Origin of the sequence: Paraburkholderia phymatum (assembly GCF_038900715.1) — a bacterium.
Classification (GTDB): Bacteria; Pseudomonadota; Gammaproteobacteria; order Burkholderiales; family Burkholderiaceae; genus Paraburkholderia; species Paraburkholderia phymatum_A.
In genome coordinates this window covers 1-22817 of the sequence record NZ_JAYMRZ010000038.1, presented here as the reverse complement: position 1 = coordinate 22817, position 22817 = coordinate 1, and the positions used below count along the sequence as shown (strand labels likewise).

Here is a 22817-nt window from a genome sequence, read left to right as displayed (position 1 = left end):
TGGTCAGAGTAACCGGCTAGGGCTGACGGGTTGTGCGAGCACCCACAAGCCGGAGGCAGTCAACAGCATCATCAGGAGCAACATGGGGACCTGCGCCAGCGGGCCGCGCGCCGCATCGTTAGCCTCGCGACTCGCGCGTCTGTGCCAGGCGATCATGCTAAGGACGTGACCACCCACAATCAGCCCAACGTCGATATGCCACGCTACCGTAGGGCTAGGTAGCGCAACGCGCATCGCCGTTGCACCCAGTCGCCAGCCGAAAGGGTCCGCCAGCAACGGCGCCAGTTGCGGACCTTGACCCAGCAGCAATGTGAAGTAATGCGCCGCGTTGTAGGCGATCGCGATGGGAATGAGACTGGGTACGAACGCGAGTATCGCCGCACCAAGCGAGGGGCGGTAACGATGCGGCCGCCCTTCTAACCGTAGGCTCAATTTCAATGCGATCGAGCACGCCGCTAGATACACCAGAGGCGAGAACAGCAAGGCAACTGCATTGAGCACGGTCTGCAGCGCACTAAGCGTGGGATACGCCCGCGCGATATTCGAACCGACGAGCGGCGCCATCAAGGGCGCCAGCTTCTGCCAGTACAGGGCGTTCCAAGCGACCGTTTCTTTCAGTCCGTCAAATGTGGTCGACGCAATCATAAACAAGATGAAAAGCGCCACGCCGAAATCGGGTGCTTCGGCAGATACGAGCGACGCAATGGAAGAACGCCATGCAAAGCCACGTCGCCCCGTCGAACTGCTCCGCCACTCCAGCGGCGACATACGGGCCGCGATCCGAAACAATAGGCTGAAGAACTCTCCGTGTTCCAACCAGCGCTCGGCGCCGACAAGCAGCGAGCCAGCCATCGTGATGCCGGTATAGCCGAGCAGCGCCCACGCCAGCGAGTGGGGCGTGCCGGGCCCGAACAGCTCGAACGCGATGAATCCCATATACAGCGCCAACGCCGGAGCGTGAAAGAGCGACGTCGTATCGAATGCTCTTCGCGAGCTAGGCCAGCGCGTCAGTAAGGCGTGCCACGGGTTCAGCGCCATCGCCACATCGCCGAAGACCGCGCAAAGATAGTAGCCGCCAAGCACGAACGCGACCCAGAAGAAGGTCATGCTGAAGTTGCGATAAGGATTCGGCGTCCCCAACATTCCAGCTACCACCGCTAATGTGAACGCAGCGCCGATAGCCGCTTGAACGACGAGCGGCGCAGCGTTCGGCTGCACGCCGGAATTCATGCCGCCGATATTCGCGGCAGCACGCCAACGGCTCTCGGGTGACATTGCCAGTACGGCAAACGAGAGCACCAGCGCAGCAGTCGAGCCATAGATATACAGCCACAATGGCATCGGCAACGCGAGAACACGACCGAACGAATGCGCTTGTGCGCCAGCAGGAACGAGTAGCATCAGTGCGAGCGCGTATCCGGAAAGGTGAACCCGGGCAGATGGGAGCGTGTTCATTGCGTCGCGATTACAGCGCACTCGTATCGACTGGCCCTTGGGTCGGCAGCGGCCCCGTGTACTCGACGATGTCCATCGACCCGCTGGCGAAATCCAGCACGTACATGATCCGATCGCTGACCCAGCGCACATCCACGGTCGACGCGAAACCGGCGGCGCCGTTGGACACGAAGTACCCGAGTTGATCGATGCGACCATTGCTCTCGACATTAAGCAAGCGCACGCCATGGGAGAACGTGGCCATTGCGATCAGGCCGCCGTTATGGAAACTCGGGTGCGGGTCGAACCAATGCGTCGAGCAGCCCTCCACCCCAGGCTCCACTGCCGACGGGTTACCGTGACTGTCCACCTGCGCAACGCCGCCCGACGCTCCTGTATCGCCGTTTCCGGTCACGAGCGTGTATTGCGATAGCGGCGTGAACGTGTTGTTCTGCTGCCAACCCGTCGTATCGTAGAGATACAACGTCCGGCCTTCGTTCGGATAGAGTTCGCATACACCGTCATATACCCCTTCCGACAACCCGAGGAAAAATCGATCCTTGCCCTGCTCCGGCCACAGGCTGTTGTGGCCGATACGGCCGGGCTGCGCGGGTCCCGGTTCCCCCAACGTATTGCTGGGCGGCGGCGAGGGAGGCAGCGAGAAAAGCACCTTCGGATTGGCCGGGTCGGTGGTGTCGATCACCTTTGCTGGATCGCTCGCCGTGATCACCATTCCAGGGCGAACCTCACTGAGTGCGTGAACCTTGTAGATGCCGGCAGCGTCCGGAGTAAAGCCGACCATGTCCGTCCACTTCTGCGGTAACAGCACAGGGTGAGCCGGATCACGCAGGTCCATGATGGTGCCGGTCGTCGAGCCGTAGACCCATTGGCAGTCATACAGGCAGACCTGAACGTGGGCATCACCGCCGGGCACCGCCACGCCCTTCATGTTGGCGGGATCGCTAATGTTCAGTACGAGTGCATCCTTGTAAGCCGTGCGCGACAGCACCGCCACTTGCCCGTTCACAGCCGGATCTTCGTTCTCGACCTGCGATTGAACGGTACTGCCCGTGCCGCCGTCTAACAGCACGTTTCCCAGCAGCGTCGGATTATCCGGCGTGGTTACGTCGAACACGTAAAAACCACTCGTCCAGTTTGTCACGTAAAAGCGGTTGCCGACGAGTTTGCCGCCGATCGTCTGTCCCGGAATCGGGTAACGTCCGAGCCACAGCAAGTTGCATGACGACCGCCCGCCCGGAGACACAACTTGCGATGGCGCGCAGCTGAGCGGGAGGGCATCCGCCGAAGTCGTAGACGAATACGTAGAGGCCAGGGCGTCATGCGCTACGGATTTCGCACCGTGCGCGGCGGTGGCTACGCTCTGCGGCGAGCCGCCGCCGTTATTGCAGCCGACCAATCCTGCGACAAGAATGAGAGCGAGAACGAATCGCCCCATCGATGGGGCGGGGTGGTTCACGGAAGGAACAGCGCTCATGCCATCGTCTCCTTTGACCGCACGATGCTCGTGACTTCACATCCGCATGCGCAGCCTGCTTTAAAAAAATTCTAGGCAATGCTCTCAGATTCGATCTACTCCGAGAATATGTGAAATTGCGATGCCGCCATCGCTTGCTGCGATAGCTGTTTTTCTGCATTTTTGTATTACCAATCAGCCGTATTACCCCAGTTTCTTACAGCTTCGCCCTATGGGTGCAACGAGAAGGCACGGCCAGGCCGGTGACTGGGGTTGCCCGCAATACGTTTTGGAGCCGTGGCGGTGTATCGTCTGTCGATCAACACATCGGAGGTGCGCCCGGATGCATACGCACATACCGTATCAAGGGCAAGCAAATGGAAATCCGGCAACTGAAGTACTACGTGGGGATCGTCGATTGCGGTAGCGTGTCACGTGCAGCACAGCATCTGTTCGTCGCGCAGTCAGCGCTAAGCAAGCAGATCAGTGATCTCGAGCAGGAGCTGGGAACCCAACTGCTGGTTCGAGCCTACAGCGGCGTGCGGGTGACCGAGTCCGGCAAAATATTCTACGAATACGCACAAGCGATTTTGAAGCAACTCAACGATGCTCGGGCCGCCGTCCACTGCGCACCGGAATCGATCGTCGGCTCCGTGGTGCTCGGCGTACCGCAAAGCGCGTCCGCGGCGCTGGCCTTGCCACTGTTGCAAGCCGCGCGTGAACAACTGCCGCAAGTCTCACTGCATTTGAACGAGGAGCTGACGGGCAATCTGCTGGCCCAACTCAAGCAAGGCCGTGTGGATCTCGCCATCTTTACGTCGAACGTGCCGCTTGCTGATTTCGAGTTCCAGCCCCTCGCCACCGAAGCGTTTTTTTGGATTCGCGGCAAGCACCATACCGCCAGTAGCGAGACCGGCGACGTTACGCTCGAGGAGATAGCGTCTCAGCCGCTCATTCTGTCGGCCGCACAGCATGCGCACTGCATTCGCGAGATCATCGAGCGGGTTTTCGGTGAAAGCGGTCTTCCTCTGCCACCGCTCGCAGCCGAAATCAACTCGGTGCATGTTCTCAAGAGCGCCGTGCAGGCCGGTATCGCGCCGACGATCTTGCCCCTTGCGCTCGTTGCACAGGAGGTTGATGAAGGTCGACTCATTGCGCACCGTATCCGGCATGCAGGAATGTGCCGTACGCTCGGCATCTGCTGGTCGCGCGAGCTACCGGTCACCAACGCAAAGCATGCCGTTTGCGACCTCCTGAGCAACATCGTCAAGACACTGTGTGAGAGTGGCCGCTGGCGCGGTGCGTCTACGCTTGAAACAGCTCCAGCAGGCCTCTACTCCAATGGCATCGCGCAATCTATGGCCCGCGATGCCGACATGCCCCTACCCCATTGTCGAGACACGAGCGCAACCCGGTAGCTCCGGCGGCCGTAGGTCGCATTGCCCTCGCCCTCGCTCTGCGCCTCGGCCAGCTGCACCGCCTGGCCTTCGTCCCTCGCCGGGCCTTGTCATCCCACGCGGCGCGCTGATTCGATCGATTCATGATCGGCCCTCCCATACCCACGAGCCCCCAAGCAAACCGGGGCTCGAAACGAGATTTGCGCTCACGCGCCGACAGAGATCACTTTGCCGGGATTTAGGATGTTCAACGGATCGAGCGCATGCTTGATCGAACGCATCACGGCGACCGCAGCCTCGCCGTGCTCCTCGACCAAATAGCCGATCTTGTGAAGGCCCACGCCGTGCTCTCCGGTCGAAGTGCCGCCATAGCGCAATGCACGTCGGACAAGTCGCTGGCTGAAGGCTTCCGCCGCCTCGACTTCGATTGCGTTGCCCGGGTCCACTAGCACGAGACAGTGAAAATTTCCGTCGCCGACGTGTCCGAAGACGGGAGCCAACAATCCATGCTGGGCGATATCCGCCTCTGTTTCCTCAATGCAAGCGGCCAGTGCCGAGATAGGCACACAGGCGTCCGTGGTCACGCATCGGCTTCCTGCTCTGAGTTGTAGTACGGCGAAATAGGCGTGATGACGAGGCGTCCAAAGGCGAGAACGATCCTCCGGGCGCGCCGCCCACTGGAATTCGCCGCCGCCGCATTCTTGCGCGATCTGCCTGACCCAGTCGGCCTGCTCATCGACCTGAGCCTGGCCACCATTGAACTCAAGGAATAGTGTCGGCTGCTCGTTCAACGCCAGGCGGTTGTGCGCGTTGATGGCGCGGATGGTAAGGGCGTCGAGCATCTCGGCACGCGCCAGCGCGACGCCGCCTTGCACTGATTGGATGACGCAATCGACCGCCGCGCGCACCGTCGGGAAACTCACTACCGCTGCCGCGGTGACCTCCGGGCGCGGATGAAGCCGAACCGTTGCCTCGGTGATCAACCCCAACGTGCCCTCCGAGCCGCAATAGAGCTGCGTCAAGTTGTAGCCCGCCGACGACTTGCTGGCATCCGATGCTGTACGCAGGACCTCGCCGCCAGCCGTCACGACCGTCAAACTCCGCACGTTGTCGCGCATGGTGCCATAACGGACGGTGTTCGTGCCGGAAGCCGCGGTCGCGACCATGCCGCCGATGGTGGCATCCGCGCCCGGGTCAACAGAGAAGAAGAAGCCGCTGTCGGCTAGCGCGGCATTAAGCGCGTTGCGCGTAACGCCAGCTTGCACGGTCGCAGTCATATCCTCAGTTCGAATGTCCAACACGGCGTTCATCTGCGAGAAGTCGATGCAAACGCCACCCTGTACCGCGAGCAGGTGGCCTTCGACGGAGGAACCGGCCCCGAAGGCGATTACCGGTACCCGCTCCGCGGCGCAAGCCCGTACGACAAAAGCCACTTCATCGGTGTTGGTCACGAAGACGACGGCGTCAGGCGGTGCCGGGGGGTAAGCCGATTCGTCCGTGCCGTGCTGGAGCAACACTGCGGCGCTACGCGAAAAGCGCTCTCCGAACATTCTTTCCAGTGCGGCAAGGAGCGCGGGCGACGGCGAACGGCGCGGCGCAGTGTGGCCGACCGTGGCGGCCGGATGAGACTCGAGAAGCGTTGTCATGATGTCTGGCAGAGGATAGGAGTTCAACGGTGCGGCGACTGCATAGGTCGCACGAACAGTACGAGCACGGCGCCAAGCACCAACCATCCGGCGAGCATGTAGAGGCCGGCGTTGGTGCTGTGCGTGGCGTCGCGCATGAGCCCCACGAGAAAAGGTGCGCTGAAGCCCGACAGATTGCCGAACGAATTGATGAGCGCGATGCCCGCAGCAGCCCCGGCACCGCCCAATAGCATCGTAGGCAGCCCCCAGAACACCGGAAGCGTCGCCATGATGCCCATCGTCGCCAGCGTAAGACTCGCCAGCGCCATCCACTGATTGCCATGCAGCACCACGCTAAGTACCAGCCCCGCAGCGCCTCCCAATGCAGCGAGCGCGGCATGCCAGCGCTGCTCGAGGTGGCGATCGGCGCTCGCGGCAACCAAATGCATCGCCAACATGCCGAAGACCCATGGCACCGCACTCAGCAGCCCGATCTGGAGCGGGTCGGCCACGCCCATACCGCGGATGATGCTGGGCAACCAGAAGCTGACACCGTAAAGGCCGGAGACGAACGCGAAGTACACAAGTGCCAGCATCCAGACCCGGCCGCTCATCAGCGTGGAGCCGACGTTCGCCTCGCCTTTGCTTGCCAACTCAGTGGCGAGATCTGCCTCGATGCGATTGCGCTCGCGCTGCGCCAACCACGGTGCCGTGGCCGGGCCGTCATACAGGTACTTCAGCACGAGCAGCCCTACCAGTACAGTCGGAAGCCCTTGCAGCAAGAACAGCCACTGCCATCCGGACATGCCGCCAGCACCGCTCATGTACCTCAGGATCCAGCCGGACAGCGGCCCGCCAATGATTCCTGACACGGGGATCGCAGCGATGAACATTGACGTCACGCGCCCGCGCCTCTGCGCGGGAAACCAGTAAGTCAGGTACAAAATAATGCCGGGGAAGAACCCGGCTTCGGCAGCGCCGAGCAGAAAGCGCAGCAGGTAAAAGGACCCAGGCGACTTGACCAGCAACATCATTGCGGAAAGCAGGCCCCAGGTAATCATGATCCGCGCAATCCAGCGACGCGCGCCGACACGATGCAAGATGAGATTGCTTGGCACTTCGAATACGAAGTAGCCGAGGAAAAAAATGCCCGCGCCCAGCCCATAGACCGTTTCGCTAAACTTCAAGTTCGCCAACATCTCGAGCTTGGCGAACCCAACGTTCACGCGGTCGAGGTAGGCGACGACGTAGCAGAGGAACAACAAGGGCAGGAGGCGCCAGGCGACTTTCCGATAGACGGGATCGCTCTCCGCTTTGCCGTGTCCGGCGAGCGCCGGTGCAGTGGTTTGAATGGTCATGCTTGTCTCCGTGACTTTCTTATTGCGTCGTCAGGTCGCGTTAGCAGTGCCTAACGGCTGACGTAGGGATATCGTCCTCCCAATTTGCACAAAAGGAAAATATGGATTGCAGAACCGGCCATCTGCCAACGAGATGACACACGCCGTCAGCTTGCCGACGGCGTGCAGCCGTCGAGAACTACAGTGCCGACACCACCTCTGGTACGAGCGTGAACAGATCGCCGACGAGGCCATAATCCGCCACGCTGAAGATTGGCGCTTCAGGGTCCTTGTTGATGGCGACGATGACCTTGCTGTCCTTCATACCCGCTAGGTGCTGGATAGCCCCGGAAATGCCCACAGCCACGTATAGCTGCGGCGCCACGATCTTACCGGTCTGGCCTACCTGATAATCGTTCGGAACATAGCCTGCGTCCACCGCCGCACGCGAGGCGCCCAATGCGGCGCCGAGCTTGTCCGCCAACGGCGCCAGCACCGCTGCATAGTTTTCGCCGCTGCCCAGACCGCGTCCGCCCGAGACGACGATGTTCGCGCTCGTGAGCTCGGGACGTTCCAGCTTGGTGAGCTCGCGGCTTATGAACCGCGAAATGCCGCGATCGGCCGCCGCTTCGATCTGCTCGATCGACGCCGCACCGCCTTCAGCCAGCACAGGTTCGAAGGCCGTAGCGCGTACAGTGATCACTTTGACGGGGTCCTCCGAGCGCACCGTCGCAATCGCGTTGCCCGCGTAGATGGGCCGTTCGAACGTATCCTGCGATACGATCGCTGTGATCTCGCTGATCTGCGCCACATCGAGCATGGCAGCGATGCGCGGGGCCAAATTCTTGCCATGAGCCGTCGCCGCGATCAGCAGGTGCGAGTATTCCCGAGCGATGCGCAGCACGGTCGCCTCGACATTTTCCACGAGGCCTTCGGCCAGTTGCGGCGCAGCTGCCGCCAGCACCTTAGACACGCCGGAGATGTTTGCCGCGGCATCGGCTGCCGCGCGCACGTCATGCCCTGCCACCAGCATATGGATCGGGTCGTTAGTCAATGAGGCTAACACTGCGGCCGCTCTCACCGCGCTCAGCGTGGCGCCCTTGATGGACGCGCCATCGTGTTCCGCAATTACAAGAATCGTCATTTCGTTCGCTCCCCTCACAGCACCTTGGCTTCGGTCTTCAGCTTCTCGACCAGCGTCTGAACGTCCCTCACCATCACGCCGGCACTGCGCTTCGGCGGCTCGGCCACCTTCAGCGTCTTCAAACGGGGAGCGACGTCCACACCGAGGTCTTCGGGCTTGATCGTTTCGAGCGGCTTCTTCTTCGCCTTCATGATGTTGGGCAGCGTCACGTAGCGCGGCTCGTTCAGGCGCAGATCCGTCGTCACGACGGCGGGCAGCGTCAACGTCAACGTTTCGGCGCCGCCGTCCACTTCGCGTGCAACGGTAGCCTTGCCATCCGCAATCGTCACCTTCGAAGCGAACGTCGCTTGCGGCAGGCCCGCCAGCGCGGCCAGCATCTGGCCCGTCTGGTTCGAGTCGTCGTCGATCGCCTGCTTGCCCAGAATCACGAGCTGCGGCTGCTCCTTATCGATGAGCGCCTTCAAAAGCTTGGCCACCGCCAACGGCTGCAGCTCCTCGTTCGATTCGATCAAGATCGCGCGATCCGCGCCGATTGCCAACGCCGTGCGCAACGTCTCCTGACACTGCGCGGGGCCGCAGGAAACGACAATGATCTCGACCGCGACACCCGCTTGCTTCAGACGCACGGCCTCTTCCACTGCAATCTCGTCGAACGGATTCATCGACATCTTGACACTGGCAATGTCGACGCCTGTGCCGTCCGATTTCACCGCAACTTTAACGTTCGCGTCCACCACGCGCTTCACCGCTACCAAAATCTTCACTTCCGCTCTCCTGAATTCGACTTACATAAGATTACGGGTACACATCATCCAGACTGCGCATTAGATGCGAGATCAGCGGCGCCCAAGATCCGCGAGCGGATGGGCGTCCGATCGCCATAGCGCGGTGCTGAAATGGCGAACGCGATCGTCTTTCACATCGGCCAGCGTCGGCGGCAGCCAGCAGGGCTTTCTATCTTTGACGATCACGTGAGCGCGCACGCCTTCGAGGAAATCGCCATCGGGCACGGCACGGCTCACCATATCGAGTTCCATCCTGAAGCATTCGGCAAGCGACCTCCCACGTCCACGCAATAGTGCGTCCCGGGTCACCTTCAACATCGTGGGTGAGTGGGTGGAAAGCGCCCCGAACGTCGATCGACACCACTGCAATACTCCCTGCGATGTTTCGCGCTCACATGCATCGCTCAACGAAGTACCGATTTCGTCGACCGTCCACCGCTCATTGAAGTGCCTCGTCACGAGCGGCAGCACGTCACTCAACGCAGCGTGCGGTATGACGTTGGCGGGCGGCTCGAAGACCGTGCGCAAAGCGAGCATCAATTTCTCTTGGCCAACATAGATGGGCATCCGCTGGAGCCGCTCCTCGAACGTTGCAAGCCATTCGAAAGGCACGCAGATATCCGCCAGATTGCAAAACAAGGCGTCCGGTCCTGACAGCGTGACGCCCGTCAACCCAAAATACAGTTCGAGTCTCACCGGCATAGCAGATAGAAAAGACGTCGCGCCGACATCGGGAAAGAGCCCGATACGCGTCTCCGGCATGGCCATCCTCGTGCGGTGGGTCACCACTCGTAGCTTTGCTCCCTGCCCTAGTCCCATTCCGCCGCCCATGATGATGCCGTCAAGCAAGGCGACCACAGGCTTAGGGAATGTGTGAATGGTGTAATCGAGCCGATATTCGTCGACGAAAAACTGCAGCCAGGCCGAGTCGCCGCTTTTTACCTGTCCATATAGCGCGCGAACGTCACCGCCCGCACAAAATGCCTTCTCCCCGTTGGCGCGCAGGACAACTGCGACGATTTGGTCATCGAAGCGGCACCGCTCAAAGAGCCTCGCCAATTCGATGACCATCTCATGCGACAACGCGTTTAGCGCCGTCGGGCGATTCAGCGAGATGACAGCCACGCGGTTGACGATGCGCAATAGCACGTCCGCTTCGGCTTCCGTCCGCACTGTCTTGTCTGTTGCGGGTCGCTCCTTGAGCAGCACCTCGGTCATCTCAACCTCCCGTCCGATGCCAACGCGGAGACCGCTTTTCGAGGAACGCATTCACGCCCTCTCGTTGATCCGGATCATCGAAGAGATCGACGAAGCGTTCACGCTCGATGGTCAAGGCTGCCCGGCGCGGGATACCGTTGCGCGCTTCGTGGATCAACTGCTTGCTTAAAGTCACGGCGAGCGGACTCAGGCGCGCCACACGCTTTCCCATCGCAATGCCCGCCTCGCGTGCAGCGCCTTGCTCGACCACTTCCTCCACGAGCCCGATCCGCAAAGCCGTCGCGGCGTCGATGCGCTCGCCGGTCAGCATCATTCTCTTGGCCCATCCCTCACCCACGAGCCAAGGCAACGTCTGTGTTCCGCAACCGCAAGGGAGCAGCCCGACCGCCGTTTCCGGCAAAGCCAATTGCGCGTGCGCCTCGGCAATGCGGATGTCGCAGGCGAGCGCGCATTCGAGTCCGCCGCCCATTGCATACCCGTTGATCGCTGCAATGACGACAGGCCGTGCCTCTTGAAGCGTCTCGAACGCCGAGCCGAACAAGGAAGCAGCGACGCGCGCCACATCCTTCCTGCCATCGGAGAACGTGTTCAGATCTGCGCCCGCGCTAAAGAACCTCGGCCCACCGCCAGTAATCACGATGGCGCGAATATCGCGCTCGCCATTCAGGCGCTCTATCGTCTGCTTCAACCGCAGCAACCCATCTTGCGTAAACGCATTGACCGGGGGCCGTTGCAGCGTAATCAGTGCAACGTCCTGCCGGGCGCCTTGTTGAACATATTCAAGCTCGATCATTCCAGCGACCCCGCTATCAGTACGGTTGGGTTCATGTCTCCTCCTATTCCGACGATCGCGGAGCTACAGGTGACGCGCAATCACCATCCTCTGTACTTCGCTCGTTCCTTCGTAGATTTGAGTAATGCGTGCATCGCGGTAATGGCGCTCGACCGCGTAGTCCTGCAGATACCCATATCCACCGTGTATTTGAATCGCCCTCGAGCAAACTTCTTCGGCGATCTCTGATGCAAAGAGCTTGGCTTGCGATGCCTCGGAGAGGCACGGTTTGCCCGAACTACGGAGCCGAGCGGCATGGTGAACGAGCAAACGCGCAGCGTTGAGCTTCGTTGCCATGTCTGCCAGCATGTTGGCGATCGCTTGATGGTCTCTGAGCCGCTGGCCGAACTGAATGCGTTCGCGTGCATAAGCGCGTGCCGCGTCCAATGCCGCGCGCGCAATACCCACGGCCTGCGCCGCAATGCCGATACGGCCGCCCTCGAGATTCGATAACGCGATTTTCAAACCGTCGCCGGGTTGGCCCAGTAGGTTCGCTTCCGATATCGCGCAGTCATCGAGCGTGATCGGACACGTTTCGGATGCCCGGATGCCGAGTTTGTGCTCCGGCGGCCCAACGTTGAAGCCGCGCGTGCCAGTTGGGACGATGAAGGCCGACAATCCACGCTTACCCGCCCCCGGGTCGGTGACGGCGAAGACCACGGCGAGGTCGGCGCATGCACCGTTCGTGATAAATTGCTTGCTGCCGCTCAGCCTCCAATATCCGTCACTGAGAACGGCACGCGTCCGCAGGTTGTGTGCCTCGGACCCCGCTTGCGGCTCGGTCAGGCAAAACGCCCCGATCTTGCGCCCCGTCGCGAGCTCGGCCAAGTAACGATCTTTTTGCGCGTCATTGCCGAAGTTGAGGATGGGCCCGCAGCCGACTGAGTTATGCACGCTCATCAACGTTGCACATGATGCACAGCCGGCTGCCACCTCTTCGAGAGCGAGCGCATAGGCCACATAATCCGTGTACGTGCCGCCGTATTGTGCAGGCACGATCATGCCGAGCAACCCGACCTCACCCATCTGCATGACGATTTCGTCAGGTAGACGGCATTCCCTGTCCCATTGAGCAGCAAGCGGCGCAAGACGTTCTCGCGAGAAATCGCGCGCCGCATCGCGTATCATCCGTTGTTCGTCGGTGTAGAAATCATCCATCCCGTTCACCATGGGTTTTCAATTCTTCGACAGCAACAGCCGATCATGTCGCCTGAGACTTGCTCGGCAAACCGGCGTTACCGCGGTCAACACATCTGGATGGCCACGGCGGTGGCTTCGCCACCGCCAATGCATAGGCTAGCGATACCTCGCTTGCCGCCGGTCTTTCGAAGCGCGCCAATCAGGGTGACAAGAATTCGCGCGCCGGACGCGCCGATCGGGTGACCAAGCGCACATGAGCCGCCGTGAATATTGACCCTCGAAAGGTCCAGGGCAAGGTCCTTGGCGCACGCCATCGGCACCACGGCGAACGCTTCATTCACCTCCCAAAGATCGACGTGAGCCGTTGACCAACCGGATTGCGCGAGCAACTTCTTCACCGCTCCGATCGGAGCCGTAGGAAACAGGCGCGGTTCGGCGGCGTACGTAGCATGGCCGACCACCACAGCAATCGGCGTAGCCCCCAACCCGGCCGCAGCGGAACGGCGCATCATGACGAGCGCGGCCGCTCCGTCCGAAATGGAGCTCGAGCTCGCTGCGGTGATCGTCCCATCCTTACGGAACGCTGGCTTTAACGACGGGAGTTTGTCGATTCTGGCCTTCGGCGGCTGCTCGTCCTGCACGATTTGGCGCTCGCCAGTCTTCGTCGCGATCGTTACCGGCGCTAGCTCCCAGTCAAACGAGCCATCAGAAGCGGCTTGCTGCGCCCGCTCGGTGGATGCAATCGCGTACGCATCTTGGTCGCCACGAGTGAACTGATATGCCGAGGCACAATCTTCGGCGAAAGTGCCCATGAGCCTACCGCGATCGAAATAGGCATCCTCAAGGCCGTCTAGGAACATATGGTCGAGGACCTGACCGTGCCCCATCCGAAAACCGCCTCTCGCCTTGGGCAGAAGATACGGTGCGTTGCTCATCGATTCCATGCCGCCCGCGACGATCACATCATTACTGCCAGCAAGAATCGCGTCGTGCGCGTTCATTACGGCCTTCATGCCCGAACCGCAGACTTTGCTGACCGTCGAGCACTGAACCGAAAGGGGCAAGCCGGCGTGTATTGCTGCCTGGCGCGCCGGAGCCTGGCCGACGCCGGCTGGCAGAACACAACCTAGGGTTACCTCGCCGACCGCGTTTGTGTCGATTCCAGAACGCTCGAGTGCCGCCTTGATGGCGACGCCGCCAAGTTGCGGCGCGGACAGCGACGCGAAATCGCCTTGGAATCCGCCCAGCGGCGTACGAACCGCCGAAACGATAACAATGGGATCGTTGTTCATAGAGGTCTCACTGATACTTGCGCACGTCTAGCGTGCCGCCATACGAATCGCACCATCCAGACGAATGACTTCGCCGTTCAGGTAGCGGTTGCTCAGAATGTGCTCCACGAGCGCGGCGAATTCGGCCGGCTTTCCCAGCCGGGAAGGAAACGGAACCATCTTGCCGAGGGACTCCCGGACCTCGGCGGGCATGCCCAGCAGCATCGGGGTTTCCATGATTCCCGGTGCGATGGTCATGACGCGAATCCCGAAGCGCGATAACTCCCTGGCAATCGGTAGCGTCATTGCCACGACCGCTCCTTTCGACGCGGCATACGCCGCTTGACCGATCTGCCCGTCGAACGCAGCCACGGATGCGGTGTTGATAATGACCCCGCGCTCTCCGTCGCCATCGGGCTCGTTCGAAGACATGGCGGCGGCGCATAGCCGAACGACGTTGAACGTGCCGACGAGATTGATGTTCACGGTGTGAGAAAATGAATCGAGCCGATGGGGCCCTTCCCTGCCCACGACTTTTTCCGCGGGAGCAACCCCGGCGCAACTGACGAGTCCTCGCAAGCTCCCCATCGACTTGGCAGCGGCAACGGCATTCGCTACGCTTTGTTCATTCGTGACATCGGTCGCAACAAACTTGGCGTGCGGGCCAATGGCTTGCGCGACCGCCGAGCCTGCACGCTCGTCGACGTCGGCCAAAACCACTCGGCCACCGCGGTCGACCAGAACGCGAGCAGTTTCGGCGCCGAGGCCCGAACCGCCTCCAGTTACAACAAAGACCTGATCCTCGATCAACATAACTATTCCTCGATGGGGGTTCGCGTTCAGGCGCGACACAGATTGTTCAGCAATTCCTTTCGATATTTTTGGCGAAGCGGTTGAACCGCCTTGTAATTCGCTTCTTTGATCGCACCGAAGCCGCGTACGGACATGGGCAGCGAAACCAGCTCGACGGCTGCCTGATGGTTTTGCGATGACAGGTTCGAAATTGCGAGTTCCACGTCGTCTTCGAACTCTCGAATCAGTGCGCGCTCCACTTTGCGGTCGGTCTGGCGGCCGAACGGGTCGATCACTGTTCCGCGCAGCACTTTGCCGCGCTTCAAGACATGCAGGATGGGCGTCATCCACCAGCCATCAAGAGCCAACTTCGCTCTGCGTCCTGTCTTCTCGTCTCGGCGCGAGAGAACTGGAGGCGCCATGTGATACGTGAACTTGCCATCCCCTTCGAAATTTTCGGTCAATCTGCGTCGGAAACTTCCGTCTGTATGAAGGCGCGCCACCTCGTACTCGTCCTTGTAAGCGAGCACCTTGTAGTAGCTTCTTGCGACCGACTCGGTAAGTTCGCCGCGCGCCCCCTGGACCCGACGCTCCGCCACTTTTACCTTTTCCACAAACTCCATATAGCGCTTAGCGTAGCCAGCATTCTGATAGGCCACTAGGTCATTCATACGCGCCTGCACGAATCGATCGATATCGAACTGTTCCTTGTGTGGATCCCGCATCGAGATGAGCTTGTCGACCGCGCGCGCGTCTTGAGCAATGAGCCGCCCCCAGAGGAACGCACGCTTGTTCATGTCCAGAGCAGCACCATTGAGTTCGATCGCCCTTGCGATTGCCTCCTCCGATAAAGGAATCAAGCCTTTCTGATAAGCGAACCCAACCATCATCATGTTCGATGCAATGGAATCACCGAAGATAGTTTCCGCGGCGGCAGTGCAATTCCAGAATGACGATGTAGTCTCACCCACGGCCGCCTCGATTACCCTTTTGTGAGCTGCTTCGCTTAGAGCCAGATCCCCGTTCTTCACAAAATCGACAGTAGGCGTGATGTGTGTGTTGATCACCGCGTGCGTCGACTCGTGCATGACACGCGAAAGGGCGTCATTCGAAGCTGCGACAACGGCATCGCAGCCGATCAGAACGTTCGCGCTCCGCGATTCGATCCGCGAAGTCAAAATCTCGTCTCTGCTGCTCGCGATTTGCACATGACTCAAGACCGCGCCGTTTTTCTGCGCCAGTCCGGTGAAGTCGAGCGTCGATGCTCCCCGCCCTTCGAGATGCGCTGCCATCGCCAAAACCGCGCCAATCGTCACGACCCCTGTGCCACCAATACCGGTCACTACGATGCGTGCGTGACGATCAATCTCCGGAGAAACGGAACTTGGTTGCTTGAGGCTCTTACGAAGCTCGGCCTCGATCGCTTCTATCCGCGTCCGGTCAGGCTTGCGAGGCTGGAGACCTTCTACCGTGACAAAGCTTGGACAGAACCCTTTCGTGCACGACAGGTCCTTGTTGCAAGACGATTGATTGACCTCGCGCTTGCGCCCATGGTCAGTGTCGAGCGGCTCGATAGCGATGCAGTTGGATTGAACCGAACAATCCCCGCACCCCTCGCAAATGTCCGTGTTGATGACTACACGAGCGGGCGGTATCGCCATCGTCCCTCGCTTGCGGCGACGTCGCTTTTCGGCAGCACATGTCTGTTCATAGACGATGACGGAAACGCCCTTCTTTTCCCGCAATCTGCGCTGCAGCCCATCCATCTCGTCTCGGTGCAGCACTGGGACGTTCGCCGGCACAGAATCAGGTGCTGCGTATCTGGCAAGATCGTCGGTGACGATAGTCACACTGGACACACCTTCCGCGAGTACTTGGTCGACCACTCGCCGCACCGTCAGACCGCCTTCCGTAGGCTGGCCGCCCGTCATGGCTACTGCATCATTGAACAGGATTTTGTAGGTGACGTTGGTATTTGCGGCGACCGCCTGACGAATGGCGAGACTGCCCGAGTGCTGATAGGTACCGTCACCGAGGTTCACGAACATATGCGGCATTTCCGTGAAGGTCGACATCCCGACCCACTGGGTGCCCTCACCGCCCATCTGACAGAACGTAGCTGTCGCGCCGGCTTCACCGAGCGCCATGATGTGACAGCCGATGCCGGCCGCCGCGTGGGAGCCGTCAGGAAGCTTCGTCGACGTATTGTGCGGGCAGCCTGCGCAGAAGAACGGCTTGCGGGTCAGCAGCGTCGCTTCCTTGATGCCCAGAATAGGAATCGATTTTCCAGCGGCAGGAGGTTGACGATCCGGCGCGGCCTGTGGGAGTTCGATACCAATGTAAGCCAGAAACTTCGTCACGGCTTGCGTCACCTGTGCAGACGAAAGCTCCAGCGTGGCCGGAACAAGGGTGCTCCCATCGCGTAATTGCTTCCCGAAGACTTCCGGCCGCTCGGCTGCGCTAAGGTTGAACAATGCTTCCTTGAGCTGGCGTTCGACGAACGAGCGCTTTTCCTCCACGACCATCAACGCGGACATTCCATTCGCAAACGCTCGCACACCGCGGCACTCGAGCGGCCATGTCATCCCCACCTTGTAGATGCCGATGCCAAGGCGCTCGAGCTCCGCAGTGTCCAGCCCGAGCTTCGAAAGCGCAGCCAGCAGGTCACCGTGGGCCTTACCCACCGTTACAATCCCCACCCGGGCATTGCGGGGGCGCGAGATTGCCTTGTCGAAGGGATTCGCGCGAGCGAAGGCGAGTGCAGCCGGGAGTCGCTCCTCTAGAAGCCGTCGCTCCAGTTCCGCCCGCTCGGTGGGCCACCGCAATTTCGGGTCATAGTTGAAGCCGCGACCGTAGGGAATCTCGATGTCCAAAGGTTCGGCGAATCCGCCGACCGGAGAAGCGCTCTCGCCTACCCGCATCGAGCGCCCGCTCTCCACTGTCTCGGTAATCGCTTTATACGCGACCCACAGCCCCGAAAACCGCGACATCGCATAGCCAGCCAAACCGAATTCAATGTATTCATCGACCGACGCTGGAAAGATGATGGGCATCATCGCGCCTTCAAAGACATGGTCGGTTTGGTGCGGGAACATCGACGACTGCGCGGCATGATCGTCGCCTGCCACGGCCAACACGCCACCCTGTCGGGACGTACCGAGAATGTTTGCGTTACGGAACACGTCACCCGTTCTGTCGACGCCTGGTCCTTTCCCGTACCACATTGAGAAGACGCCATCTACGCGCTTTCCCGGAAACGCATCGAGCTGTTGAGCACCCCAGCTCATCGTCGCGGCAAGGTCCTCGTTGAGCCCCGGTTCGAAGCGGATGTCCATGCGGGTCAGCAGCTCCTTCTGCCGCCAAAGCTCTTGGTCCAAGCCGCCAAGGGGGGAGCCCCGATAACCGGAAACCAGCCCGGCCGAGCGGATGCCCGCACGGGAGTCCCTGCGCGCCTGCTCGATCAAAATGCGGACGAGCGCCTGAGTCCCCGTGAGAAAGACTGTTCCATTCTCCCGAAGATAGCGGTCTTCCAATTCGTACCCGCGGTCAATCTCCCGCCCGAGTTCCGGTACTCGCATGTTCACGCGATGTCTCCACATGTTTTTGTCGTGCGGTTGATTCTAGGTACGCTATGCGGGCGATATGTGCTAACCTCGGGCCGCAAACGCACGCTTCTTAGCAAACTTTCCCAACCCCACCTCCTCTTTGTATTCGAGGGCCTGGTCAATGAAGCTGGACCGGATCGACGTTCGTATTCTTCAAGCCTTGCAGCAAAATGCGCACGTCAAGGCAGCCGACCTTGCCGAATCGCTCGGCCTTTCACTGTCGCCGTTTTATCGACGGATACGTTTGCTGGAGGAAGGCGGCATCATCAGCCGCCACGTGACACTTCTCGATCAGGAAAAGGCAGGGTTCCCGGTCAGCGCTTACGTGTCTGTCGCCGTCGACAAGAAACGCGCGCCGCTGCTCAAAGGGTTCGAGCAAGAGGTCGCGACCTTCGATGAAGTGATGGAGTGTTATTTGATGACTGGGGCTTTCGACTATATGCTTCGAGTCGTCGTGCCCGATATCGCTAGTCTTGAGAAATTCGTCGTGGAAAAGCTCTCGAAAATCGATAGCGTGAGAGATATCAATACATCTGTGGCACTGAGGCGCGTCTATTACAAGACGGCCTTGCCGGTTAAGCCTCGCGACGATTAGTCAATTGCGCCAGGCGGTCTCTACTATACGTCCGAGAGCGGCCGGTCAAATGATAGGGATCTCTGGACGCGGTTTCCGCGCTGCGCCTCATACGTCAGCGGCCCCAGTCCGATCGCCTCCTGACCATTGAAATCAAGCTCGGTGCTGTCTTGCAAACAGAGTACGACCTGATGCGTTTGCATCCAACCGAATCCCGGCATCGCGAAATGCGCTGGAGCCGCCTTCGTCCAAGGCATTTCATCTCCCGCCAGAACGATATGTATCAGCGACGTAGGATCACGCGAGTTGACAACGCTGGACAATGCAAGCGTTGGGAAGGTACCGTCGTAGCCGCTACCGCTCGTGCGGTGGCAGGCCGCGCAATCCGGGTTCGGACAGGGATGTGCGGCGCACACCTGCCTCGTGAACATCGAACCGTATCGCGGTTAGCCGCGGGACACTGCACGTTGTCGCGCAATCGAACCTTTATTGTTCGGTGCGCGACTCGCTCGCGGAACAACACGAGCAATTCGCAGTTGCTGTCTCTTCGTGGCGCAAGCGGGAGCGAAGTCGCGGAGGCGATGCTACATCTGGCACGCTTGCCGCACCTCCAGCTCGGCCACAACGCGTTCACCATTGCGTGCGCTCGGCCAAGCGGAACTCCCCTACCACTCCGGCGAGATTGGACGACTGTTCCCTGAGGAAATCGGCCGCGGCCGACGATTGCTCGACGAGCGCCGCATTCTGCTGCGTGACTTCATCGAGCTGGGCGACGGCGCGATTGACTTGACCGACGCCGTCGCTTTGCTCGTTGGCGGCGACGGAGATCTCGACGATGATCTGACTCACGCGCTGCACGCTGTCGACGATCTCGCGCATCGTCGCACCGGCTTTGGTGACTTGCTCCGTGCCGGCTTCGACTTTACCGACCGAGTCGGTGATGAGCTGCTTGATTTCCTTCGCTGCTTGCGCGCTGCGCTGTGCCAACGTGCGCACTTCGCCGGCGACCACGGCGAAGCCACGCCCCTGTTCGCCGGCGCGCGCCGCTTCGACGGCAGCATTCAAGGCCAGGATGTTCGTCTGAAACGCTATACCGTCGATAACACCGATGATATCGGCGATCTTGCGAGACGAATTGGAAATCGCGAGCATCGTGCTCACAACCTCGGACACCACATCGCCACCGCGCGTTGCGGTCTGCGAAGCGTCGTTGGCGAGCCGAGCCGCTTGCTGCGCCGAGTCAGCCGACTGCTTGACGGTGCCATGGATCTGCTCCATGGACGCCGCCGTTTCCTGCAGCGACGAAGCGGCGTGCTCGGTGCGCGCCGACAGGTCGCGATTGCCCTGTGAGATTTCCTCCGCCGCGGTCTTGACCGATACGCTGCTCTCGCGAATCTCAAGCATCACCGAGTTCATCTTTTCGACGAACAGATTGAACGAGCGCGCAATCGCGGCCACTTCGTCCTGCGCGTTGACCGGCAGGCGTTTGGTCAAATCGCCACTGCCCGACCCGATATCCTCCATGGCCGCGCGCGCTTGCGATAGGCGCTTGAACGGCGGCGCGGTCAGCATGCCGACCAAGGCCAAGGCGATGGCCGCGACGATCACGAGCGCGAGCGCATCGGCGCCGGCCAGCGCGCGCATGCCCGCCGTCGCGTCGTGGCGGTCGAGGGCGATTACCAGCATCCAGTCAGTGCCGGACACACGCACCGCGTGCAACAACTTGGCGGCGCCGTCGATCTCGACATCGAGCGGAGCCGGGACCGAAGAGAGTTTCGACAGCGCATCGGCGGTCAATGATGGTGCGAGATCCGTCGCCGGCTTCAGGTTGTGCTGGGCGTCCGGGTGGGCGACGACGGCGCCCCGTTGATCGACCAGGAAGGCGAAGCTGTTCGGCGTCGGATGAATCGCATTGACAGTTTCGACGACCTTGTCGAGAAAGATGTCGGCCGCCAACACGCCCTTGAGGGTGCCGCTCATGTCATACACCGGCCGAGCAAAGGTGACGACGAGCTTGTTCGTCGTGTGATCGACATAGGGCTTGGTTACGATCAGTTTGCCGGTAGCCACAGCCTGCTTATACCAAGGTCGTGCCGTCGGGTCGTAGCCCGGCTTGGAGGGATGCCCCTCACTGGATACCGAACGCTTGTCAGGATAGCCAACATAGGCCGACGAGAATTGGCCGCCGGCCTTGAGCTGAGTCACGATGGGCGCTACATCGCCGTCGAGCTGCTCGGGCGCGATGCCCGCCACCATCGCGGATTTTTCCGCAATCCACTCGCCGATCGCGCGGCCCTGTCCTTCCGCAATAGCGGCGAGGTTCTGGCTGATCGCGCCTTCGTTGAAAGAGCGGGCGACCAGATAATTAATGAGGCCGGTCACCGCGAGGGCCGCGACGACGATGGCGACACATGTGACAAGGATCCGGACGCGTATGGACGTGAACATAGTGAAGGGCTCGCGCTATGAAAATGAGGCTCAGGCTCGCTCAGACACCTGGAACTTCGCCGCAGTATCCGCGAGCATTTGCGCCTGTTCTTGCAACGATTGTGCAGCTGCCGCCGCTTCCTCCACCAAAGCTGCATTTTGCTGCACCGCCCGGTCCATATGGTTCACGGCAATGCTGACCTGACTCAAGCCGTTGCTTTGCTCCTTGGATGCATCCGAAATCTCGCCCATGATCGTATGAGCACGAGAAGCCGCCTCAATGAGTTCGGCCATGGTTCGGCCAGCCTCGTCGACTAGTTTCGAGCCCGTCTCTACGCGTGCGCTCGAATTGGCGATCAGGTCTTTGATCTCCTTGGCCGCTGCCGACGAGCGCTGCGCTAGCGTCCGCACTTCCGCTGCGACCACCGAAAATCCGCGCCCCTGCTCACCGGCCCTGGCCGCCTCCACGGCAGCATTCAGTGCAAGAATGTTGGTCTGGAACGCAATGCCTTCGATGATCGATGTGATGTCTTCGACCGCGCCGGAACTTTCGCTGATCTCATTCATGGTACCGACAACTCGCGCGACGACTTCATGCCCCCGTTGAGCGATCTGCGATGCGGATAATGACAGCTCTCGTGCGCGCAGTGCATTCTCCGAGTTCTGTTTGACGGTCGCTGACAGCTCCTCGGTGCTGGCCGCGGTCTCTTGAAGCGACGCTGCCTGAGATTCAGTGCGCGTCGACAAGTCAGCGTTACCCGAGGCGATTTCGCGGGTCGCCGTTGCAATCGATCGACTACTGTCCCGCATCGATACAACAGTGTCGGTAAGACGGTCCTGCATGGTCACGAGCGCACGTAGCATCCGCCCCATTTCGTCATCGGATCGAATCTTGATATTGCGACTCAAGTCCCCGCCCGCGATGTGTTCGAAGTGGATGACGGCCTCGTTCACCGGTCCAAGAATCGCGCGGCGCAAGTAATACCAGCTACCGAACGCGCCAAGCATACCCGCCATGATCGCGAGCAAACTTCCGGCCCGGAATAGTCCGTCGCGACGTTCTGTCACCTCATAGGCTCGCTTCGATTCCTGGTACTGGTAATCCTTCAAGCTCGTCGCGGCGTTTTGCATCTTCGTGTAGGCTGTGCCGACGACGACCATCTGCTTGAGAATATCATCGCGGTCACCCCGAACTGTTGCATCTCGGAACGTGCCCAACTCCCGCTCTACCACCTCGTATTTGGACGTCACGTCGGACGCGAGCCGATCTTCAACCGCATCGCGCGGCAAAGCGAGGTACTGCCTCCATGCCTCGCTCGCAGCAGCACCCACTTCGCGATCTTTTCCGTACATGTTCTTGGCATCAACGGAGCCTGGGTTGATGGCTGCGCGATCGAGCGATGTCCGCTGACGTCCGACATTGATTACCATTTCGCCGACGGCAATCGATTTCGGAAGCTGGACGGAGTATGTATAGCGGTTGGCCGCATTGCTGACCGCCATTCCGGACAAGCCGATCACACCGACGCCTATCAGCAAGACGCCGAGAAATGCCATCGTCACCGCGAGGCGAGCGTTGATACTAAGACGCCAATGAGACACTTCGACTCCCCGAATTTGACTATGCCTAGGCGGCGCTAGTGTCCCGTTCCGTTGTTAACTGACCTATGTTCACGTAGGATGCTGATATCAACGGAACGGGAGATATCAGCATGGTGATGGGGCGACCGAAGGCGGAACTCGTGCTGACCGAAGATGAACA

16 protein-coding genes and 1 pseudogene are annotated in these 22817 nt (G+C 60.4%); 2 read left to right on the top strand and 15 right to left on the bottom strand.

All coding sequences use genetic code 11. The features are described 5' to 3' along the window. Positions 1 to 3: 3 nt before the first annotated feature. Together VSR68_RS39705 and VSR68_RS39700 are read right to left on the bottom strand one after the other, a co-directional pair. On the bottom strand, positions 4 to 1455 hold the full coding sequence (locus tag VSR68_RS39705; protein ID WP_342944950.1) for a hypothetical protein: 1452 nt from the start codon (positions 1453 to 1455) through the stop codon (positions 4 to 6). Between the two features lie 10 nt (positions 1456 to 1465). Next, positions 1466 to 2929: a hypothetical protein gene (locus VSR68_RS39700; protein ID WP_342944949.1), complete on the bottom strand. Its 1464-nt coding sequence runs from the start codon at positions 2927 to 2929 to the stop codon at positions 1466 to 1468. Positions 2930 to 3285: 356 nt separating this feature from the next. On the opposite strand from VSR68_RS39700, the gene VSR68_RS39695 reads away from it, so the two are divergent. Continuing rightward, positions 3286 to 4326: a LysR family transcriptional regulator gene (locus VSR68_RS39695; RefSeq protein ID WP_342944948.1), complete on the top strand. Its 1041-nt coding sequence runs from the start codon at positions 3286 to 3288 to the stop codon at positions 4324 to 4326. Positions 4327 to 4511: 185 nt separating this feature from the next. Here the strand turns inward: VSR68_RS39695 and VSR68_RS39690 are convergent, their stop codons facing one another. From VSR68_RS39690 to VSR68_RS39645, 10 genes are all read right to left on the bottom strand, one after another. Continuing rightward, the gene (locus VSR68_RS39690) at positions 4512 to 5951 is read right to left on the bottom strand and encodes an FAD-binding oxidoreductase (RefSeq protein WP_342933288.1); all 1440 of its coding nucleotides are present in this window, start codon (positions 5949 to 5951) and stop codon (positions 4512 to 4514) included. A 23-nt stretch (positions 5952 to 5974) separates the two neighbouring features. Next, on the bottom strand, positions 5975 to 7288 hold the full coding sequence (locus VSR68_RS39685; RefSeq protein ID WP_342933287.1) for an MFS transporter: 1314 nt from the start codon (positions 7286 to 7288) through the stop codon (positions 5975 to 5977). A gap of 178 nt (positions 7289 to 7466) precedes the next feature. Continuing rightward, complete coding sequence (locus VSR68_RS39680; protein WP_342944947.1) at positions 7467 to 8411, bottom strand: electron transfer flavoprotein subunit alpha/FixB family protein; 945 nt, start codon at positions 8409 to 8411, stop codon at positions 7467 to 7469. Positions 8412 to 8425: 14 nt separating this feature from the next. Then, on the bottom strand, positions 8426 to 9175 hold the full coding sequence (locus VSR68_RS39675; RefSeq protein ID WP_342933285.1) for an electron transfer flavoprotein subunit beta/FixA family protein: 750 nt from the start codon (positions 9173 to 9175) through the stop codon (positions 8426 to 8428). Positions 9176 to 9247: 72 nt separating this feature from the next. Further along, positions 9248 to 10414: an enoyl-CoA hydratase/isomerase family protein gene (locus VSR68_RS39670; RefSeq protein WP_342944946.1), complete on the bottom strand. Its 1167-nt coding sequence runs from the start codon at positions 10412 to 10414 to the stop codon at positions 9248 to 9250. A 1-nt stretch (position 10415) separates the two neighbouring features. Beyond that, positions 10416 to 11207 carry an enoyl-CoA hydratase gene (locus VSR68_RS39665; protein ID WP_342933283.1) on the bottom strand — a complete coding sequence of 264 codons (792 nt, stop codon included), beginning with the start codon at positions 11205 to 11207 and terminating at the stop codon, positions 10416 to 10418. A 63-nt stretch (positions 11208 to 11270) separates the two neighbouring features. Next, on the bottom strand, positions 11271 to 12404 hold the full coding sequence (locus VSR68_RS39660; RefSeq protein ID WP_342944945.1) for an acyl-CoA dehydrogenase family protein: 1134 nt from the start codon (positions 12402 to 12404) through the stop codon (positions 11271 to 11273). Between the two features lie 86 nt (positions 12405 to 12490). Next, the gene (locus tag VSR68_RS39655) at positions 12491 to 13678 is read right to left on the bottom strand and encodes an acetyl-CoA C-acyltransferase (RefSeq protein WP_342944944.1); all 1188 of its coding nucleotides are present in this window, start codon (positions 13676 to 13678) and stop codon (positions 12491 to 12493) included. 27 nt (positions 13679 to 13705) lie between these two features. Continuing rightward, the gene (locus VSR68_RS39650) at positions 13706 to 14470 is read right to left on the bottom strand and encodes a 3-hydroxyacyl-CoA dehydrogenase (RefSeq protein WP_342933280.1); all 765 of its coding nucleotides are present in this window, start codon (positions 14468 to 14470) and stop codon (positions 13706 to 13708) included. A 26-nt stretch (positions 14471 to 14496) separates the two neighbouring features. Next, positions 14497 to 18027 (bottom strand): indolepyruvate ferredoxin oxidoreductase family protein, encoded by a 3531-nt coding sequence (locus tag VSR68_RS39645; RefSeq protein WP_342944965.1) that lies wholly within the window; start codon positions 18025 to 18027, stop codon positions 14497 to 14499. Positions 18028 to 18175: 148 nt separating this feature from the next. Between VSR68_RS39645 and VSR68_RS39640 the strand changes: the two genes are divergently transcribed. Beyond that, positions 18176 to 18649 carry an Lrp/AsnC family transcriptional regulator gene (locus VSR68_RS39640; RefSeq protein WP_342933279.1) on the top strand — a complete coding sequence of 158 codons (474 nt, stop codon included), beginning with the start codon at positions 18176 to 18178 and terminating at the stop codon, positions 18647 to 18649. A 161-nt stretch (positions 18650 to 18810) separates the two neighbouring features. On the opposite strand, the pseudogene VSR68_RS39635 reads toward VSR68_RS39640, so the two are convergent. The 3 genes and pseudogenes from VSR68_RS39635 to VSR68_RS39625 all read right to left on the bottom strand — a co-directional run. Then, positions 18811 to 19014: pseudogene (locus tag VSR68_RS39635) on the bottom strand (c-type cytochrome); the annotation flags it as partial. A gap of 244 nt (positions 19015 to 19258) precedes the next feature. After that, a complete protein-coding gene (locus VSR68_RS39630) occupies positions 19259 to 21076 on the bottom strand; it encodes a methyl-accepting chemotaxis protein (RefSeq protein ID WP_342944943.1) in 1818 nt (605 codons plus the stop codon). A gap of 30 nt (positions 21077 to 21106) precedes the next feature. Beyond that, positions 21107 to 22657, bottom strand: coding sequence for a methyl-accepting chemotaxis protein (locus tag VSR68_RS39625; protein WP_342944942.1), 1551 nt, complete (start codon positions 22655 to 22657; stop codon positions 21107 to 21109). Positions 22658 to 22817: the final 160 nt, after the last annotated feature.

What these genes read in the sequence shown, in the direction of transcription:
- VSR68_RS39705 (WP_342944950.1), bottom strand. Translation starts at nt 1,455, where the DNA reads ATGAACACGCTCCCATCTGCCCGGGTTCACCTTTCCGGATACGCGCTC.
- VSR68_RS39700 (WP_342944949.1), bottom strand. Translation starts at nt 2,929, where the DNA reads ATGAGCGCTGTTCCTTCCGTGAACCACCCCGCCCCATCGATGGGGCGA.
- VSR68_RS39695 (WP_342944948.1), top strand. Translation starts at nt 3,286, where the DNA reads ATGGAAATCCGGCAACTGAAGTACTACGTGGGGATCGTCGATTGCGGT.
- VSR68_RS39690 (WP_342933288.1), bottom strand. Translation starts at nt 5,951, where the DNA reads ATGACAACGCTTCTCGAGTCTCATCCGGCCGCCACGGTCGGCCACACT.
- VSR68_RS39685 (WP_342933287.1), bottom strand. Translation starts at nt 7,288, where the DNA reads ATGACCATTCAAACCACTGCACCGGCGCTCGCCGGACACGGCAAAGCG.
- VSR68_RS39680 (WP_342944947.1), bottom strand. Translation starts at nt 8,411, where the DNA reads ATGACGATTCTTGTAATTGCGGAACACGATGGCGCGTCCATCAAGGGC.
- VSR68_RS39670 (WP_342944946.1), bottom strand. Translation starts at nt 10,414, where the DNA reads ATGACCGAGGTGCTGCTCAAGGAGCGACCCGCAACAGACAAGACAGTG.
- VSR68_RS39665 (WP_342933283.1), bottom strand. Translation starts at nt 11,207, where the DNA reads ATGATCGAGCTTGAATATGTTCAACAAGGCGCCCGGCAGGACGTTGCA.
- VSR68_RS39660 (WP_342944945.1), bottom strand. Translation starts at nt 12,404, where the DNA reads ATGGATGATTTCTACACCGACGAACAACGGATGATACGCGATGCGGCG.
- VSR68_RS39655 (WP_342944944.1), bottom strand. Translation starts at nt 13,678, where the DNA reads ATGAACAACGATCCCATTGTTATCGTTTCGGCGGTTCGTACGCCGCTG.
- VSR68_RS39650 (WP_342933280.1), bottom strand. Translation starts at nt 14,470, where the DNA reads ATGTTGATCGAGGATCAGGTCTTTGTTGTAACTGGAGGCGGTTCGGGC.
- VSR68_RS39645 (WP_342944965.1), bottom strand. Translation starts at nt 18,027, where the DNA reads ATGCGAGTACCGGAACTCGGGCGGGAGATTGACCGCGGGTACGAATTG.
- VSR68_RS39640 (WP_342933279.1), top strand. Translation starts at nt 18,176, where the DNA reads ATGAAGCTGGACCGGATCGACGTTCGTATTCTTCAAGCCTTGCAGCAA.
- VSR68_RS39630 (WP_342944943.1), bottom strand. Translation starts at nt 21,076, where the DNA reads ATGTTCACGTCCATACGCGTCCGGATCCTTGTCACATGTGTCGCCATC.